Origin of the sequence: Flagellimonas oceanensis (genome assembly GCF_003992595.1) — a bacterium.
Classification (GTDB): Bacteria; Bacteroidota; Bacteroidia; order Flavobacteriales; family Flavobacteriaceae; genus Flagellimonas; species Flagellimonas oceanensis.
Map to the genome: position 1 here is coordinate 257,189 of NZ_RZNA01000047.1, position 16,890 is coordinate 274,078.

Consider the following 16,890-nt stretch of genomic DNA (forward strand, 5'->3'; position numbering starts at 1 on the left):
TTTAACGAATTTGCTTCACAAAGTCATCAATTGCATTCACTCCATTTGCTGTTAAGTGTTTGATGAAAGCCGAACCGATGATGGCCCCCTTGGCTTTTTGTGTGGCTTGCTCAAAAGTTTCCGCATTGCTGATGCCGAACCCAACAATTTGAGGGTTGTTCAACTCCATGTTGGCGATACGGTTAAAATACTCTGATTGCTCGCTACCGAATCCTTGTTTGGCCCCTGTTGTACTCGCTGAGCTTACCATATAAATAAACCCTTCGGAAGCATCATCAATAGCTTTAATGCGTTCATCACTAGTCTGTGGAGTAATCAGAAAGACATTGATCAATCCATGTTTTTTAAAAATATCCTCGTATTCCTCTTTATAGACATCTAAAGGTAAATCTGGAAGTATGAGACCATCGATTCCGATTTCTTCACATTGCGCACAAAATTCCTCAACCCCATATTGGAGCACAGGATTAAAATAACCCATCAAAATAAGTGGAATGGAAACCGTTTTGCGAATATCCTTTAGTTGTTCAAAGAGCAGTGCCGTGTTCATGCCATTTTTAAGGGCCGCTGTAGAGCTTTCTTGAATGGTGGGTCCGTCCGCCAATGGGTCACTGAACGGCAACCCTATTTCGATAAGGTCTACACCGCTCGTTTCCAAATCGTGGATGATTTTTACCGTATCGTCCAAATTGGGGTAACCTGCAGAGAAATATATGGAAAGGATTTTTTTGTCCTCCTGTAGTTTTTGTTTGATTCTGTTCATAATTTGAAATAATCAATATAGTTCTGTAAATCTTTGTCACCACGCCCGGATAGGTTTACCACGACAACATCATCGGGACCGAACTTTCTGTCCTCAAAAATGGCCAGCGCATGCGATGATTCAATAGCTGGAATGATACCTTCCAACTTACATAGCTCCAAGCCTGCCTTCATGGCATCATCATCGGTAATGGAAATAAACTCTCCACGACCCGAAGCGTACAAGTGGGCGTGCATCGGTCCCACCCCAGGATAATCCAATCCTGCCGAAATGGAGTAGGGTTCTGTTATCTGTCCGTCTTGTGTTTGCATCAAAAGGGTTTTGCTCCCGTGAATGATGCCTACTTTCCCCAAGGCCGATGTTGCGGCACTCTCCCCGGAATCAATTCCTTTTCCAGCGGCCTCAACAGCAATGATACCTACTTCGGGAACATCCAAATAATGATAATAGGCCCCGGCAGCATTACTGCCTCCACCTACGCAGGCTACCACATAATCCGGGTTTTCCCTTCCTTCCTTTTCTTGGAGTTGATTTTTGATTTCCTCCGAGATTACCGATTGGAAACGCGCCACCATATCGGGGTAGGGATGTGGTCCTACAACGGAACCAATAATGTAATGGGTGTCCACTGGATTGTTGATCCAGTCACGAATTGCTTCATTGGTGGCATCTTTTAAGGTCTTGCTGCCCGATGTAGCCGGTCTTACTTCGGCTCCCAACATTTTCATTCGGGCCACGTTCGGTGCTTGGCGGGCAATATCGATTTCGCCCATGTACACCACGCATTGAATCCCCATCAAAGCGCAAACGGTCGCCGTTGCAACGCCATGTTGACCCGCGCCTGTTTCTGCAATGATTCTGTTCTTGCCCAATTTTTTGGCCATTAGTATTTGGCCAATGGTATTGTTGACCTTGTGGGCGCCCGTATGGCATAGGTCTTCCCGTTTCAGGTAGATTTTCGTGTTGTACCTTTCGGATAGGCGCTTTGCAAAATAAAGCGGTGTGGGTCTACCAACATAGTCCTTCAATAATTGATGAAACTCTTCCTTGAACGAAGGTTCTTCCATGATGCTGAGGTAGTTCTGTCTAAGCTCCTCGCAATTGGGGTATAGCATCTCTGGGATAAAAGCTCCCCCAAACTCGCCGTAGTATCCCCGTTCATCAGCATGATAGCTTTTCATTGGTTTTATTTTTTAGTTGCGAACGCTCTTCAGCGATTCGATAAATACTTTTAGGTCATCTATGTTTTTTAGGCCTGGGGCCGTCTCAAATTTACTGTTCACATCAATCGCAAAACAATTTTCGGAAGCGGTGCTGTTTAAAAACTCCTGTAATTTTTCTGTGGAATCCAACCCAATACCTCCGCTCAAGAAATAGGGTTTATTGGATGTGTATTTTTCCAGCACCGACCAGTCAAACGTATACCCATTGCCTCCAGGGAGTTTTCCTTTGGTGTCAAACAGAAAATAATCGCACACTTCTTCATATTCTTTCAATACATCAAAATCAAAATCATCTTTGATGGAGAATACTTTGATGGATTCTAGATTTCTCGACTGTGCTCGAAATGACAGAAACCTTTCTTTTAGTTCATGGCAATAATCAGCACTTTCCTTTCCGTGCAGTTGTACCGCATCCAATTGATAGTGGGCTACTTTTTCCAAAACTTCTTCCAAAGGTGCATCCACAAAAACCCCTATTTTTTTAATGGAACTAGGCACTGCAGCCATTTCTCCCGAAAAATAGCGGGAAGAAGGTTCCCAAAAGATAAAACCCAAATAATCGGGTTGCAATGTTGCTACTTCCTCTGGGTTATGGTTCATGCCACAAATCTTTAGTTTCATAGTATTGATTACGAGATTATTTGATCAATAAATTTTTTGGCACTTTCCCCGGGTTCGTCGGTCTTCATGAAATTTTCACCAATCAAAAATCCTTGATAGTCGAATTCCTTTAACTCACGAATGGCTTCCACGGAACTGATACCACTTTCTGAAACTTTTACAAAATCATCCGGAATCTTTTTCGATAAGGTTTTGCTGATATCCAAATCGACCTCGAAGGATTTAAGGTTCCGGTTGTTCACGCCCAACATATCCAAACTCGGCATCAGGGATTTTTCCAATTCCTCTTCGTTGTGTACTTCCAAAAGTACATCCAAGCCCAAACCTTTGGCCAATTCGGACAAGGTCTTTATTTCTTCTTTGGACAATATGGCCGCAATCAATAAAATAACATCGGCACCATAAGCTTTTGCCTCTACAATTTGATATTCATCTATGATGAACTCCTTTCGTAAAACTGGAATATTGGTAGAAGCCCTTGCAAGAACCAGATCATCCAAAGAGCCTCCAAAATATTTGCCATCGGTCAACACGGACATGCCAGAGGCTCCCGCATCGGTATACCCCTTGGCCACATCTTGTACGCTCAAGCTTTGGTTGATTACGGATTTGGACGGGGAGCGTCGCTTATGTTCAGCAATAATGCCCGAGTTGCTTTTGCGCAACACTTCCGCCAATGAGACCGAGGTACGTTCCATCATCACCGAAGCCTCCAACTGTGGTAGGGTAATGAGCGTTTTTTTTAAACCGACCTCTTTGCGTTTATCTGCTACTATTTTATCTAGTATGTTCATTTTGTTTTTGTCATTCCGCACTTGATGCGGAATCTATTTTTATTCATGATGGATTCCCTCTTTCCCTTCGACTCCTCTCAGGGTTCCGTAGGAATGACACCGTACTAAATTTAATTCCTACTCAATTCCTGCAATTTTCTTAAAGCGTTCAAACCTTTGCCGCTGAACAGGGATTCTTTTGCTTTCTCAAAACCTTCTTTTGGCGTGGTGCCCTCTACCGTGGCAATGGCGACACCTGCATTGGCACATACTACATTGTTCTGGGCATCGGTACCTTTGCCTTGCAAAATATCCATGAAGATTTGAGCGGACTCTGCTACATCTTCTCCACCCACGATTTCCTGTTGTGAAACTTTTTCCACACCGAAATCAGCTGGTTTCAACATGGATTCGGTATGGTTGGATATGGTTTTGGTATCGCCGGTCAAGGAGATTTCATCATATCCGTCCAGTGCATTTAGAATGGTGAATTTCTTGTCCGTGTTCTGGTACAGATAACCGTACATTCTGGCCAATTCCAAATTAAATACGCCTACCATCTGGTTTTTTGGGAATGCCGGGTTTACCATGGGGCCCAACATATTGAAAAATGTTTTGACCGCCAACTCTCTTCGGATCGGTGCCACATTTTTCATGGCCGGGTGGAACAAGGGTGCATGCAATACACAAATACCTGCCTCCTCGATGGTTTTCTTTAGAAAACCGGCATCATTGCTAAATTTGATGCCCAAAAACTCCATGACATTGCTACTCCCGCATTTTGAGGACACTCCGTAGTTACCATGTTTGGTTACATGGATTCCTGCTCCTGCTGTCACAAAGGACGCCAGTGTAGAAATATTAAAGGTATCCTTGCCATCTCCACCTGTTCCGCAAAGGTCGATGGGGTCGTATTCGGCGAGATCAACGGCCAAACAAAGCTCCAATAATGCGTCGCGGAAGCCTTCAAGTTCTTCAATGGTCACACTTCGCATCATGTATACCGTCAAAAATGCGGCAATTTGGGACGTGTTGTAATCCCCCTTGGCAATGTTCACCAATATTTGTTTGGCTTCTTCCTTGGGAAGGATCTCGTGGTTGATGAGTTTATTTAAAGTCTCTTTCATTTTCTTAATTTGTCATTCCGCACTTGATGCGGAATCTTTTGTTCAATTTATTTGGATTCCTGCTTCCCTTCGACTTCGCTCAGGGTACTGCAGCAATGACATATTATTGGCTTTCCAACCAGTTTTTCAACATTTGTTTGCCTTCGGGAGTCAGTACTGATTCTGGGTGAAACTGCACTGCTGTCACATCGTATTCCTTATGTCGAAGGGACATGATTTGACCATTTTCGTCCACCGCTGTGGTCTCCAATACCTCCGGCAAATCAGGGTCCACTACCCAAGAATGGTATCGGCCCACCTGAAGCGTTTTGGGCATATCTTGATAAATGGGGTCGTCCTTGGTCACGGTTATGGTGGTATCCACTCCGTGGTATACTTGATCTAAATTGATCAATGTCCCTCCGAATACTTCGCCAATGGCCTGCAACCCCAAGCACACTCCAAAAATACGTTTGGTGGGCGCGTAGGTCTTGATGATTTCCTTTAACAGACCTGCTTCATCAGGTATTCCCGGTCCAGGGGAGAGGACGATGTATTCAAACGGTTCCACTTCGTCCAAAGTGAGTTGGTCGTTACGTTTTACGGTCACTTCGCAATCCAAATCTTCCAGATAGTGCACCAAGTTGTAGGTAAAGCTATCGTAGTTGTCTATCATTAAAATCTTTCTTCCCATGCTTAGATTGTTTCGGCGATTTCCAGCGCTTTGGTCAATGCGCCCAATTTATTGTAGGTCTCTTGGAGTTCGTCATCAGGGTTGGAAGCGGCTACCAAACCTGCCCCCGCTTGATAATACAGTTCGTGATCCTTGCTCAAAAAAGTTCGGATCATAATGGCATGGTTAAAGTTGCCTTCAAAATCCATAAACCCGATGGCGCCACCATAGTAGGAACGGCTCGTTTTTTCATATTTCTCAATGAGCTGCATGGCCATATGCTTGGGTGCCCCGCTCAACGTTCCCGCTGGAAAGGTATCGGCGACCACTTTCATGGTAGTACTGTCCTTTTTCTTTTGTCCCGTTACTTTGGACACCAAGTGGATAACGTGAGAGAAATACTGCACTTCGCGATAGGTTTCCACATTCACGGTATTTCCGTTGCGGCTCAAATCGTTTCGCGCAAGGTCCACGAGCATCACGTGCTCGCTGTTCTCTTTTTCGTCCTGGGCCAGTTTTTTGGCCAGTTCGGCATCTTTTTCATCATTTCCGGTACGTTTGTAGGTTCCGGCGATGGGATGGATTTCCGCTTTGCCGTCCTTCACGATCAGTTGGGCCTCTGGCGAGCTTCCGAATATTTTAAAATCCCCATAATCAAAATAGAACAGGTAAGGGGAGGGGTTGATGGAGCGAAGTGCTCGGTATACATTGAACTCGTCTCCCTTGAATTTTTGTTTGAACCTTCTGGAAAGTACCAGTTGGAACACATCGCCTCGCTGACAATGCTTTTTTGCCAAGGCAACTTGTTCCTTGTAATCGTCATCTTTCAGGTTGGATTCTGGTTCTCCTTCTTTGTTGAAATTGTAAGAGGAAAAGGTACGGACATTGAAAAGTTGTTCCATTTCCTCCACATTGCTTTCGGAGTCATAACAATGTGCGAACAAATAGGCTTCATTCTTAAAGTGATTGATGGCAATAATATTCTTATAGACTGCATAATAAATGTCTGGAATATTAGCGGAATCTTCCTTTTTGGAAATCTCCACGTCCTCGAAATAACGAACGGCATCGTAGGCCATATACCCGAACAATCCGTTATAAATGAACTTGAATCCATTTTGTGTGGTTTTGAACTGTTGTCCAAAATTGTGGATTATTTCGGTAACGTCCGTATCAGCAGTAATTTCGGTAATTTCTTTTGAACCATCTGGATAACGTTGTGTAATGGTTTCGTTCTCTACTTTAATGGATGCAATGGGGTTGCAGCAGATGTACGAAAAACTATTATCGTTCGCATGGTAGTCGCTACTTTCCAAAAGAATACTGTTCGGAAACTTGTCCCTGATCTTCAGGTAAACGCTCACGGGGGTAATGGTGTCCGCAAGGATTTTTTTGTAATGTGTCTTTAAGGTATACTTCATATTGGTCTTAAAAAAGAAAAAGGCCTGTCGTGATGACAAGCCTTTTATATGGTTATAATGGGGACTTAGCTCACGACGTTTGACGTAAGTTTATCCACCACCAGTTATTTGCTATTCCGTTAATCATTGCTCCAAATATAGGGAGGAATTTTTAACGGGACAACAATGTTTTGTTTAAAATAAAAAATCCCGTCCAAGAATTGCTCGGACGGGATTTCCACACACTAAATAGGAGTTGATTACATCTGTAGATCAACTACCAAATCAAACTCGTCGTAGATCAATTTGTCCTTGGCGGTACCAATGATTCCAGATCCGTATTTCACGTCGTACTTGGTTCTGTCAACTTTCAATGTGGCAGTTGCTTTGTCCCCATAAACGGAAACCTCGAAAGTTACGGGCTCAGTGGTGCCTTTAATGGTAAGGTCTCCAGTTACGTCATAAGAGTTTTTTCCGGTTGATTTCACTGTAGTGAAAACCAATTTGGCTGTAGGATGATTTGCCGTACCAAAAAAGTCATCAGACTTCAAGTGGCCATCCAATTTCCCTTTGTAATCACCTTCCAAATCAGTTGTATTGATGCTTGTCATATCCACAACAAACTCGCCACCGATCAATTTCTCACCATCAAACTCCAAAGCTCCTGATTCTAGGCTGATGGTTCCTGTATGGGAACCTCCAACTTTGTAACCTTTCCAGGTTACGGTGCTTTCAGAAGTTTTTACTTCCTTGGTTTCTTTTTCAATGGGATTGGCAATTGCAGAGGCGCCAAAAAGGGTAACCAATGTTAAACTTAAAATTGTCTTTTTCATGATTGTTTTAATTTCTGTTTTTAAATTGTTAAGGGTTCAATAATTATATAAGAGTGAATAATTCTTCTTTCGATTTTCTGACTTTGGGCAGGTGCTGGGTCGCATCTTCCTCGGAACGGTAACCTACGGCCAAAACAACGGCTGCGTTCAGGTCTTTATCTTTAAGCCCAAGAATTTCATTGTATTTGTCCGATTCAAAGCCTTCCATGGGGCAGGTGTCTATCTTTAGCTCTGCTGCTGCTTGCAATGTATTTCCCAAAGCGATATATGCTTGTCTTGCGGTCCAATTGCTTTTGGCTTCCAAAGGAAGGTCGATAAGTTTGGACTTCATAAAGTCGGAATATCCTTTAAGTCCATCCATTGGAATGTCCCTAGTCTTGCTTACATTGGTTACAAATTCATCCACCAATTCTTCTCCGTAGTTGGTTTTATTGGCAAAAACGATGACTTGTGAGGCATCCTCAATTTGGGATTGATCCCAAGAAGCGGGTCTTAACCGCTCTTTTACTTTTTGGTCGGAAATAACCAATACTTCATAAGGTTGCAATCCGTAAGAAGAAGCGCTTAATCTGATGGCATCCAAAAGGGTTTCCAGGTCTTTCTCGGAAATTTTCTTTGTCGCATCGAACTTTTTGGTCGCATAGCGCCATGTCCTGTTGTCGATTACGCTGCTTGTGCTATTTTCAGTTGCTGTGCTCATATGGTATCTAAAATTTATCCAATAAGGTGTTTAATTGTTCTAGTTCTTTGTTGTCGAAGTTTTTAAAAATGACCTTGTGGGCTTCGGACAATGCCTTATCCATCTGATCTAAGGCCTTTAATCCTGTTTCCGTAATAATTATTTCCACCTTACGTCTGTTGGACGGACATACGGTTCTGTTCACAAAACCCTTTGCCAAAAGCTTGTCCACCAATCGCGTGGTATTGCTCATTTTCGTTACCATGCGTTCATTCAAAGTGGAAAGGTTGGCGGGCTTGCCTTGTTGGCCCCTTAAAATGCGTAGTACATTGAACTGCTGCATGGAAACCTCAAAAGGCTTTAGGGCAGCTGTCATTATTTCGTTGACCTTATTATTGACCAACTCCATGTGGATGGCCGTTCTGGGCTCCAAAGGAATCTTTTTAGTGGTTTTTATTATCTCTTCAACATTCATGTACAAACAATATTTGTATATACAAATGTATGTTTATTTTTGACCGTTATCCAAACTTTTGATCGATAAATTTTTGTTAAAGAGTGGGAAAGGGAACTTCCCTTATGTATTTTTAAGGGTGTAAAATACAGATAATGAATAAGTTATTTATTTTGGGTTTGATGGTTTCCATTTTTGTGGGCTGCGTCGAAAAGAAGGATGAAAAAAAGGAAGAGGTTGAAACCGCTAGGAATGAAATGGTTTCACAAAAAGACGAAGCAAGCGCAGATGTAGCCTTTCCCATCTACGATTTTGATGGTTTTGAGCCCATGCTCCATAAAGGTGATGAAAAAACCTATGTGGTCAACTTTTGGGCCACTTGGTGTAAACCTTGTATTGCTGAAATGCCCCATTTTGAACGAATCAATGCCGAGCAAAAGGACAATGGTGTGGAAGTGATATTGGTCAGTTTGGATATGCCTCACATGTGGAAGAAACAATTGGAGCCTTTTGTGGAGAAAAAAGACATACAATCCAGAGTGGTCATACTGGACGACCCCAAACAAAACGATTGGATACCAAAGGTGTCTGAAGAGTGGGGCGGAGGTATTCCGGCTACCTTAATATATAATAAGGACAAACGAACTTTTTACGAGCATGGTTTCACGTACGAAGAACTGAACAATGAGTTACATAAATTCATAAACTAAATCGACTATGAAAAAGAAGAACATTTTAGGGTGGTCTACATTGTTAATGATCTTTGTGGCAGCATTTGCCATGGGATTCAAGGTGGCGACCGAGCATAATTTGGACAAGGGATACCAAGTTGGTGATAGGGCAGCCGATTTCTCCTTAAAGAATGTTGATGGTACCATGGTGTCACTGTCTGATTTTGACAAAGCCAAAGGCTTTTTGGTCATATTTACCTGCAATACCTGTCCATACGCCCAAGCTTATGAGAATCGGATCATTGCTTTGGATGCGAAATACAAACCGCAAGGTGTCCCAGTGATTGCCATCAACCCGAATGACCCCAGTGCCAAACCGGGGGACAGTTTCACGAAAATGAAGGAGCGTGCAGTGGAAAAGGGTTTTACCTTTCCATATTTGTTCGATGAGGGCCAAAAAATTTATCCGCAATATGGAGCCACTCGTACACCGCATGTTTTCTTATTGGAAAAAACAGCATCAGGAAACATGGTAAAATATATAGGTGCCATTGACGATAACTACCAGGATGCATCACGGGTGGATGAAACTTTTGTGGAAAATGCCGTGGATGCGATGTTGGCAGGAAATGAAATCAATCCGAAAACGACAAAAGCCATTGGTTGTGGCATAAAATAAGCCGCTAACAAAATAAAACCATAAGAAATCCGGAGTAACGCTTCGGATTTTTATTTTTGTAGCAATCTAAATTGAAAAAAATGTCAGATCTATCACAAGAAGAATGGGCGGAGCAACTGCAAAATGATGACAACGCCTTTATTTTGGATGTACGTACCCCCGAAGAGGTGGAGGAAGGATATATTCCCGGATCAACGAACATCGATATTTATTTGGGACAGGAGTTTGTGGACGAATTGGAAAAGTTGGACAAGTCCAAAAACTACTACGTTTACTGTCGATCGGGAAACCGCAGCGGACAGGCCTGTGCCATTATGAACAGTATTGGAATCGAAAATGCTTATAACCTGGAAGGTGGTTTTATGAACTGGGACGGCGAAGTAGCAGAGTAGATCTCCATTTACCCCAAATCAATCCGAGAAGACCTGCTTTATTTTATTTGGAGGCATAACAGGCTTCCAACGGAAAACCTGCGTTCGGGAAATGGGGAACCTTTTGTAATAAAGGCCCCAGGAACCCAAAATAGGTTGGCGGGCCCCGATTTTTTCAACGCCAAAGTTGAAATCGATGGGCAGCTCTGGGCAGGCTATGTTGAGATGCACCTCAAATCTTCCGATCGGTATGTGCATCATCACGAAACAGATGAAAACTATGACAATGTCATTTTCCACGTGGTTTGGGAGGATGACATTGCTGTTTTTAGGAAGGATGGCTCACAGATACCCATTTTGGAAGTGAAAAACTATGTTTCCAAGTCACTTTTGAATGGCTATCGGAACCTGATGAACGAATCACGGACAAGTTCTATCAACTGTGAGAAAGATGTAGACCAAGTGGATTCCTTTTCGAAGGAAAATGGTTGCATCGATTGTACATTGAGCGTCTGGAGCACAAATCCAAATTGATGTGGAAGCTTTTGGATGCCTCCAAGAATGATTGGGAAGCTCTACTTTTTATGCTTTTGGGCAAGAATTTTGGGTCTAAAGTCAATGGTCCTCACTTTTTGGAGCGGGCACAAGAATTGGATTTTTCCATTGTGAGGAAAACGACCAATGAGCCCTTACAACTGGAAGCTTTACTTTTCGGTCACTTCGGACTATTGCAAGTGGATGACTGTACCGGTTCATACTATGTGCAGCTTAAAAAGGAATACGATTATCCGCAGGGTAAATTTGATTTGGACAAACCGTCATCAAAACCTGGGTTCTTTGGATAACGACCGATGAATTTCCCAACTATACGAATTTCGCAATTGGTCAATTTATATGTGGGCAGTCACAATATCTTTTCAAAATCAATGGTTTTAAAAACGTTGGATGATATCTATCAAGCCTTTGAAATTACTGTCGACCCATATTGGGAAGACCACTATACGTTTGGTAAGGTCTCCAAAAAAAGAATGAAGAAGTTCTCAAAAAAATTTATTGATTTGGTCATTATCAATACATTGGTGCCACTTAAATTCTGCTATGCAAAGCATTTGGGCACAGACTGGAATGAAGAATTGATCAAGTTGATGTCAGAATTGGGAAAGGAAGACAATTCCATTATCAAAAATTTTGATAAAATCGGTTTGAAAACCAAAAATGCATTGGAAAGTCAGGCGAAGTTGGAACTTTTCACTAATTATTGTTCCCAAAATAAATGCATGCAATGCGCCATTGGTACGCAATTATTGAATAGAAATACATAATTTTAACCATGTCTTTGTTCTATAATACCCTTTATTATTTTCAAAAAAGAGGCTTTGAGGTCTGTGGCCGCATAGCGGAACGCCTTGGCATCAGGGCCCGTGTGGTGCGTACCAGTTTTATTTATTTGACCTTTGTTACCCTGGGTTTTGGGTTTGCACTGTACCTCTTTATAGCATTTTGGCTCCGAATCAAAGACTTGATCTACACCAAAAGAACCTCTGTATTTGACCTGTAACTATGATTAGACTGATGCGCTCCAAAATAGTATTGGCCCTTTCCTTGATGGTCATTGTGCTTTTGTTTGGTGTGGTTGGTTACAAAATGCTGTCGGATTTTACTTGGATAGAGGCCGTTTATATGACCATTATCACGGTAACCACAGTAGGTTTTTCGGAGGTAAGGCCGTTGGATGCCAACGCAAAGATTTTTACCGTATTTTTAATCGTTACCAGTGTGTTTATCTTCGGTTTTGCCATTTCTGTGGTTACCGAGTACATTCTAGGCAGAAACTCATTGGAACTGCTAAAAAAGAAAAAAGTGAAGAAACAGATAGATAGTCTTTCCAACCATGTCGTGGTTTGTGGGTTTGGTAGAAATGGAATGCAGGCCGCCGAAAAGTTGATCGCCTATAAAAAACCCTTCGTGGTCATAGAAAAGGACAAGGAAATCATTGAAAGGCATGAGGAAGAGGTTTTGTTTGTGGAAGGTGATGCCAACGAGGACGAGGTCCTGCTCCAAGCGGGAATTGATCGAGCCCAATATTTGATTACGGCTGTCCCGGATGACGCTGCCAACCTCTTTATTGTACTTTCGGCAAGGCAACTCAACAAAAACCTCTTCATTATAAGTAGGGCGTCTCAGGTAACCTCGATAAAAAAGCTGCAATTCGCAGGGGCGAACAAAGTAATCATGCCCGATAAAATAGGTGGCGATCACATGGCATCTTTGGTGGTCATGCCCGATTTGATCACCTTTTTGGATCAGTTGTCAGTCGAAGGAGAGCATACGACCAATTTGGAAGAAGTGAGCATTGAGGATTTTACGAATCAGATGGATTGCCACTCTCTTCGTGATTTGGATTTACGCAGAAAAACAGGGTGTACCATTATAGGTTACATAGACCCAAACGGGAAATACATTATCAATCCAGAGGCTGATATGGTGTTGCAGCCCAATAGTAAGGTCATCGTTTTGGGTCGCCCAGAGCAAATTCGTAAGCTGAACCAAATGTTTCAGATAGGCTAGTTTAACACCCTTTAATTTTTTTGCGAGGATTTTTTTTAGGATATTGGGGCCTTTACAAAAAACTAACATAACCAAAACCTTATTATGAAGTACAGACTTCTTTCATTTTTAAGTTTCATGTTACCAGCGCTGACTTTTGCTCAGGAAAGTACATCGGAAAAAATTGATGCGGTTTTTTCCAAATATACCAGCTGGTTTGTTGATGCCATCTTCTACGAGATACCTTTTTCGGAACAGTTTCAGATTCCTTGGGTACTTATCGTATTGGTAGGGGGTGCATTGTATTTTACCATTTATTTTAAGCTCATCAACTTTACCGGATTTTGGACTGCGATTAAAGTGGTTCAAGGGAAGTATGAGGATATAGAAAAACATGGTGTAGACCATTTGTATGGAGATTCCGCAGATGAGCACGATCAACCCGATACCATTCGTGATGATGCCGCCCATGGTGAGGTTTCCCACTTTCAGGCACTAACTGCCGCACTTTCCGCTACAGTGGGATTGGGTAACATTGCCGGTGTGGCCGTGGCTTTGTCCATTGGTGGTCCCGGTGCAACCTTTTGGATGATGTTGGCCGGACTTTTGGGTATGGCCTCAAAATTCGCTGAATGTACCTTGGGTGTAAAGTATAGGGATGTAGGTGAGGATGGAACCGTTTATGGTGGTCCCATGTACTATTTGACCAAAGGTCTTAAGGAAAAAAACGCCAAAGGTTTGGGAAAAGTACTTGCCGTATTGTTCGCCATATTTGTTATCGGTGGTTCTTTTGGTGGTGGAAACATGTTCCAGGCCAACCAAGCGGCTGCCCAGTTTGTGGAGTTGTCAGGTATTGAAAATGACAATGCAGGATTGTACTTCGGAATCGTGATGGCTGTTTTGGTGGCGATTGTGATTATCGGTGGTATCAAAAGGATTGCATCCGTAACGGAGAAAATCGTACCCTTTATGGCCGGTATATATGTATTGGCGGCTTTGATTATTTTGGGTGCTAATTTCTCTTCCATTGATGATGCCTTCGGATTGATTTTTGAAGGAGCATTCTCTGGACTTGGAATCGCAGGTGGACTTATTGGTGTTATGATCCAAGGTATTCGTAGGGGGGCGTTCTCCAACGAAGCTGGTGTAGGTTCGGCAGCCATTGCCCACTCCGCGGTACGTACCAAGTATCCTGCGAGCGAGGGTATTGTGGCACTTTTGGAGCCTTTTGTGGATACCGTTGTAATTTGTACCATGACCGCTTTGGTGATTATCATTACCAACTACGAGGCAGGTTTCTTGCAGTACGGTACCGAGATTACCGAAGGTGTTGAGATTACGGCGACTGCTTTTGATACCGTGATTCCTCATTTCTCAGTGGTATTGACCATTGCGGTAATATTGTTTGCATTCTCCACCATGATTTCTTGGTCTTACTACGGAATGCAAGGATGGATGTACCTTTTTGGAAAAAGCAAAACAAGTGACCTAGCTTATAAAATCTTATTCTTGATTTTTGTGATTGTTGGAGCTTCCATTAGTCTAGGTTCCGTAATTGACTTCTCGGATGCCATGATTTTTGCCATGGTGGTGCCCAACATTATAGGTGTGATCTTATTGACACCGGTAGTTCGAAAAGAATTGAGAAAATACATGAACGCCATCAACAAGAAAGAAGATGCATTGGAAGACGGTGCAGAAGATTTAGTGGACAAAATGTAAAAGACATAGCTAAGATGAAATTCAAATCCCACTTTAGGTTCAATAAACAAGAACGAAGTGGGATTTTCTTTTTGCTGTTGATTGTGGTTGTGCTGCAAGGTGGGTATTATTATGTTAAGGCCAATCCGTCATCAAAGGAGACTGCCTTTGCCCTCAATGCTTTAGAGCAAGCCAAGATTGATAGTCTTAAAATCCACCAGCCTGAAGCAACCCGAAAAATTTATCCCTTCAACCCTAATTATATTACTGATTGCAAAGGGTACACTTTGGGATTATCTGCATCGCAACTGGACAGGTTATTTGCTTTTAGAAAGCAAGACAAGTTTGTGAATTCGGCCAAAGATTTTCAAAACGTCACATAAATCTCAGACTCGTTGCTGAATGAAATCTCTCCGTATTTTAAGTTTCCAGATTGGGTAAAGAACACTCAAATTGCAGCGAAGAAAGAATCAAGGTTCAAGAAAGCATCTGCAGTAAAAGACCTTAACTCGGCCACGGCGGAAGAATTGAAATCCGTTTGTGGTATTGTGGGGACCTTATCGGAAAGAATGGTCAAATTCAGGGATAGACTAGGAGGTTTTCTGGTTGATGGCCAGTTGTATGACGTCTGTGGGCTTAAACCAGAGGTTGTGGAAAGGGCTTTGCTCAAATTTCAAGTCTTAAAGCCGCCATGGGTAAATGAAATCAACATCAACAAAGCGGGAGTGGAAGAGCTGTCCAGATTAATCTACAAAAACAAGTCACTGGCCTTCAATATTATTGAATATAGAGATAAAAATGGTTTATTTGCATCGTTACAGGAGCTGAGTCAGGTAGATCAATTTCCTACAAAAAAACTAGACAGAATAGCTTTATATTTGTCTTTATAAAATAGGTGCTATGAACGATATGTACTTCACGGAAGAGCATAACTTATTCCGCGAAAGTTTGAAGGATTTTTTACAGAAAGAAGTTGTTCCCCATATTGAGGAATGGGAAGAATCCGGTAAGATAAACAAAGCTATTTGGACCAAGTTCGGGGAAATGGGCTTTTTTGGCCTGATGACCCCAGAGGCGTATTCTGGTTTAGATCTTGACCTTTTTTATACCGTTGTTTTTCTTGAGGAATTGCAGAAAATAAATTCCGGCGGTTTTGCCGCGGCCATGTGGGCCCACCAGTATTTGGCCATGACCTATTTGAACAAATTGGCCAACGATGACCAGAAAAAGGCCTACTTGGAACCAAGTGTGCTGGGGAACAAAATTGGTTGCTTGGGAGTTTCGGAACCCTTTGGGGGAAGTGATGTGGCAGCCATGCGCACCACTGCCGAAAAGAAAGGTGATGTCTATGTTGTAAATGGTTCCAAAACATTCATTACCAATGGTGTTTACGGAGACTATATCATCCTTGCTGCCAAAACGGATAAAGATGCAGGTCACAAAGGAATCAGTATGTTTATCATGGACAGGAATGCCAAGGGTGTTTCTGCAAGTAAGTTGAATAAGTTGGGCTGGCGTGCCTCCGATACGGCCGAATTGGCTTTTGACAATGTGGAGGTTCCCGCAGCTAACCTCTTGGGAGAGGAAAATGCAGGATTTGCCTATATCATGGAAGCCTTTTCTTTGGAGCGTTTGGTGATGGGGGTCAATGCCCATGCAAGAGCTGAGTTTGCATTGGACTATGCGTTGCAATATATGTCCGAACGAGAGGCGTTTGGCAAAAGTATAGATCAGTTTCAGGCCTTGCGACACCGATTGGTGGATTTATATTCAGATATGTTGCTGTGCAAACAGTTCAATTATTCCACGGTGGCCCAAATGGAAAAAGGTGTCTATGTGGTCAAAGAAGCGACCATTTCCAAATTGAAATCCACAAAAATGGCCGATGAGGTCATTTATAACTGTCTGCAGTTTTTGGGCGGCTACGGGTATATTGAAGATTACCCCATGGCGCGTTTAAGCAGGGATAGTAGATTGGGGCCCATTGGTGGGGGTACTTCAGAGATTTTAAAGGAAATCTTGGCCAAGATCATCGTGGACAAAAAGGAGTACAAAAAGCACTCTGTGTAGCCTTTCATCAAAAAAATAAAATATTTCTTTACCCATTGAATATCATTTGTATATTTGCACACCAAAATTTTAAAGAAAGGAGGTTGTAGCCCATGTTAATTATACCAGTAAAAGAAGGAGAAAACATCGATAGAGCTTTGAAGCGTTTCAAACGTAAGTTCGACAGAACAGGTACCATGCGTCAATTGAGATCAAGACAGCAGTTTACCAAACCTTCAGTAGAGCGTAGAGCGCAAATTCAAAAAGCACAATACATTCAAGGCCTTAGGGACCAAGAAGAAGTATAGGGCTATCGCTTTTACAAAATATAGTAATCCCGTTCCAAT

20 protein-coding genes and 1 pseudogene are annotated in these 16,890 nt (G+C 42.4%); 11 read left to right on the forward strand and 10 right to left on the reverse strand.

The annotated features are described in order from the left end of the window. Position 1: 1 nt before the first annotated feature. The 10 genes from trpA to EO132_RS14265 all read right to left on the reverse strand — a co-directional run bounded on the left by trpA (position 2) and on the right by EO132_RS14265 (position 8,546). Positions 2-763, reverse strand: coding sequence for a tryptophan synthase subunit alpha (gene trpA, locus EO132_RS14220; RefSeq protein ID WP_127138499.1), 762 nt, complete (start codon positions 761-763; stop codon positions 2-4). After that, a complete protein-coding gene (trpB, locus tag EO132_RS14225; RefSeq protein WP_127138500.1) occupies positions 760-1,944 on the reverse strand; it encodes a tryptophan synthase subunit beta in 1,185 nt (394 codons plus the stop codon). Before trpB ends, trpA begins: the two co-directional genes overlap by 4 nt. Positions 1,945-1,956: 12 nt before the next feature. Continuing rightward, positions 1,957-2,607 carry a phosphoribosylanthranilate isomerase gene (locus EO132_RS14230; protein WP_127138501.1) on the reverse strand — a complete coding sequence of 217 codons (651 nt, stop codon included), beginning with the start codon at positions 2,605-2,607 and terminating at the stop codon, positions 1,957-1,959. A gap of 8 nt (positions 2,608-2,615) precedes the next feature. Continuing rightward, positions 2,616-3,401: an indole-3-glycerol phosphate synthase TrpC gene (gene trpC, locus EO132_RS14235; protein ID WP_127138502.1), complete on the reverse strand. Its 786-nt coding sequence runs from the start codon at positions 3,399-3,401 to the stop codon at positions 2,616-2,618. A gap of 110 nt (positions 3,402-3,511) precedes the next feature. After that, positions 3,512-4,507, reverse strand: a complete 996-nt coding sequence (gene trpD, locus EO132_RS14240; RefSeq protein ID WP_127138503.1) for an anthranilate phosphoribosyltransferase — start codon at positions 4,505-4,507, stop codon at positions 3,512-3,514. 103 nt (positions 4,508-4,610) lie between these two features. After that, positions 4,611-5,180 (reverse strand): anthranilate synthase component II, encoded by a 570-nt coding sequence (locus EO132_RS14245; RefSeq protein WP_127138504.1) that lies wholly within the window; start codon positions 5,178-5,180, stop codon positions 4,611-4,613. A 2-nt stretch (positions 5,181-5,182) separates the two neighbouring features. Further along, on the reverse strand, positions 5,183-6,580 hold the full coding sequence (locus tag EO132_RS14250; RefSeq protein WP_127138505.1) for an anthranilate synthase component I family protein: 1,398 nt from the start codon (positions 6,578-6,580) through the stop codon (positions 5,183-5,185). Positions 6,581-6,819: 239 nt separating this feature from the next. Beyond that, positions 6,820-7,392, reverse strand: a complete 573-nt coding sequence (locus EO132_RS14255; RefSeq protein WP_205780372.1) for a YceI family protein — start codon at positions 7,390-7,392, stop codon at positions 6,820-6,822. A gap of 43 nt (positions 7,393-7,435) precedes the next feature. Then, a complete protein-coding gene (locus EO132_RS14260; protein ID WP_127138507.1) occupies positions 7,436-8,092 on the reverse strand; it encodes an NAD(P)H-dependent oxidoreductase in 657 nt (218 codons plus the stop codon). A gap of 7 nt (positions 8,093-8,099) precedes the next feature. Continuing rightward, positions 8,100-8,546: a MarR family winged helix-turn-helix transcriptional regulator gene (locus tag EO132_RS14265; protein ID WP_127138508.1), complete on the reverse strand. Its 447-nt coding sequence runs from the start codon at positions 8,544-8,546 to the stop codon at positions 8,100-8,102. 134 nt (positions 8,547-8,680) lie between these two features. Between EO132_RS14265 and EO132_RS14270 the strand changes: the two genes are divergently transcribed. From EO132_RS14270 to rpsU, 11 genes and pseudogenes are all read left to right on the forward strand, one after another. Beyond that, positions 8,681-9,235: a TlpA family protein disulfide reductase gene (locus EO132_RS14270; RefSeq protein WP_127138509.1), complete on the forward strand. Its 555-nt coding sequence runs from the start codon at positions 8,681-8,683 to the stop codon at positions 9,233-9,235. Positions 9,236-9,242: 7 nt separating this feature from the next. Continuing rightward, positions 9,243-9,875 carry a thioredoxin family protein gene (locus EO132_RS14275; protein WP_127138510.1) on the forward strand — a complete coding sequence of 211 codons (633 nt, stop codon included), beginning with the start codon at positions 9,243-9,245 and terminating at the stop codon, positions 9,873-9,875. Positions 9,876-9,955: 80 nt separating this feature from the next. Beyond that, positions 9,956-10,267: a rhodanese-like domain-containing protein gene (locus tag EO132_RS14280; protein WP_127138511.1), complete on the forward strand. Its 312-nt coding sequence runs from the start codon at positions 9,956-9,958 to the stop codon at positions 10,265-10,267. Positions 10,268-10,345: 78 nt separating this feature from the next. Continuing rightward, positions 10,346-11,568 (forward strand): annotated as a pseudogene (locus tag EO132_RS14285) (DUF2851 family protein). Between the two features lie 8 nt (positions 11,569-11,576). Beyond that, positions 11,577-11,804, forward strand: a complete 228-nt coding sequence (locus EO132_RS14290) for a PspC domain-containing protein (RefSeq protein ID WP_100817497.1) — start codon at positions 11,577-11,579, stop codon at positions 11,802-11,804. Between the two features lie 2 nt (positions 11,805-11,806). Then, positions 11,807-12,814: a potassium channel family protein gene (locus EO132_RS14295; protein WP_127138512.1), complete on the forward strand. Its 1,008-nt coding sequence runs from the start codon at positions 11,807-11,809 to the stop codon at positions 12,812-12,814. 84 nt (positions 12,815-12,898) lie between these two features. Next, positions 12,899-14,515: an alanine/glycine:cation symporter family protein gene (locus EO132_RS14300; RefSeq protein ID WP_127138513.1), complete on the forward strand. Its 1,617-nt coding sequence runs from the start codon at positions 12,899-12,901 to the stop codon at positions 14,513-14,515. 14 nt (positions 14,516-14,529) lie between these two features. Further along, positions 14,530-14,877 (forward strand): hypothetical protein, encoded by a 348-nt coding sequence (locus EO132_RS19600; RefSeq protein ID WP_235856470.1) that lies wholly within the window; start codon positions 14,530-14,532, stop codon positions 14,875-14,877. Between the two features lie 12 nt (positions 14,878-14,889). Further along, positions 14,890-15,384, forward strand: a complete 495-nt coding sequence (locus EO132_RS19605; RefSeq protein ID WP_235856471.1) for a ComEA family DNA-binding protein — start codon at positions 14,890-14,892, stop codon at positions 15,382-15,384. Positions 15,385-15,394: 10 nt separating this feature from the next. Further along, a complete protein-coding gene (locus EO132_RS14310) occupies positions 15,395-16,564 on the forward strand; it encodes an acyl-CoA dehydrogenase family protein (protein WP_127138514.1) in 1,170 nt (389 codons plus the stop codon). A gap of 92 nt (positions 16,565-16,656) precedes the next feature. Continuing rightward, positions 16,657-16,851, forward strand: coding sequence for a 30S ribosomal protein S21 (rpsU, locus tag EO132_RS14315; protein ID WP_090299076.1), 195 nt, complete (start codon positions 16,657-16,659; stop codon positions 16,849-16,851). Positions 16,852-16,890 lie beyond the last annotated feature (39 nt).

Bases quoted from the DNA above. Each gene is read 5' to 3' on its own strand.
- trpA (WP_127138499.1), bottom strand. From the start codon at position 763: ATGAACAGAATCAAACAAAAACTACAGGAGGACAAAAAAATCCTTTCC.
- trpB (WP_127138500.1), bottom strand. From the start codon at position 1,944: ATGAAAAGCTATCATGCTGATGAACGGGGATACTACGGCGAGTTTGGG.
- EO132_RS14230 (WP_127138501.1), bottom strand. From the start codon at position 2,607: ATGAAACTAAAGATTTGTGGCATGAACCATAACCCAGAGGAAGTAGCA.
- trpC (WP_127138502.1), bottom strand. From the start codon at position 3,401: ATGAACATACTAGATAAAATAGTAGCAGATAAACGCAAAGAGGTCGGT.
- trpD (WP_127138503.1), bottom strand. From the start codon at position 4,507: ATGAAAGAGACTTTAAATAAACTCATCAACCACGAGATCCTTCCCAAG.
- EO132_RS14245 (WP_127138504.1), bottom strand. From the start codon at position 5,180: ATGGGAAGAAAGATTTTAATGATAGACAACTACGATAGCTTTACCTAC.
- EO132_RS14250 (WP_127138505.1), bottom strand. From the start codon at position 6,580: ATGAAGTATACCTTAAAGACACATTACAAAAAAATCCTTGCGGACACC.
- EO132_RS14255 (WP_205780372.1), bottom strand. From the start codon at position 7,392: ATGAAAAAGACAATTTTAAGTTTAACATTGGTTACCCTTTTTGGCGCC.
- EO132_RS14260 (WP_127138507.1), bottom strand. From the start codon at position 8,092: ATGAGCACAGCAACTGAAAATAGCACAAGCAGCGTAATCGACAACAGG.
- EO132_RS14265 (WP_127138508.1), bottom strand. From the start codon at position 8,546: ATGAATGTTGAAGAGATAATAAAAACCACTAAAAAGATTCCTTTGGAG.
- EO132_RS14270 (WP_127138509.1), top strand. From the start codon at position 8,681: ATGAATAAGTTATTTATTTTGGGTTTGATGGTTTCCATTTTTGTGGGC.
- EO132_RS14275 (WP_127138510.1), top strand. From the start codon at position 9,243: ATGAAAAAGAAGAACATTTTAGGGTGGTCTACATTGTTAATGATCTTT.
- EO132_RS14280 (WP_127138511.1), top strand. From the start codon at position 9,956: ATGTCAGATCTATCACAAGAAGAATGGGCGGAGCAACTGCAAAATGAT.
- EO132_RS14290 (WP_100817497.1), top strand. From the start codon at position 11,577: ATGTCTTTGTTCTATAATACCCTTTATTATTTTCAAAAAAGAGGCTTT.
- EO132_RS14295 (WP_127138512.1), top strand. From the start codon at position 11,807: ATGATTAGACTGATGCGCTCCAAAATAGTATTGGCCCTTTCCTTGATG.
- EO132_RS14300 (WP_127138513.1), top strand. From the start codon at position 12,899: ATGAAGTACAGACTTCTTTCATTTTTAAGTTTCATGTTACCAGCGCTG.
- EO132_RS19600 (WP_235856470.1), top strand. From the start codon at position 14,530: ATGAAATTCAAATCCCACTTTAGGTTCAATAAACAAGAACGAAGTGGG.
- EO132_RS14310 (WP_127138514.1), top strand. From the start codon at position 15,395: ATGAACGATATGTACTTCACGGAAGAGCATAACTTATTCCGCGAAAGT.
- rpsU (WP_090299076.1), top strand. From the start codon at position 16,657: ATGTTAATTATACCAGTAAAAGAAGGAGAAAACATCGATAGAGCTTTG.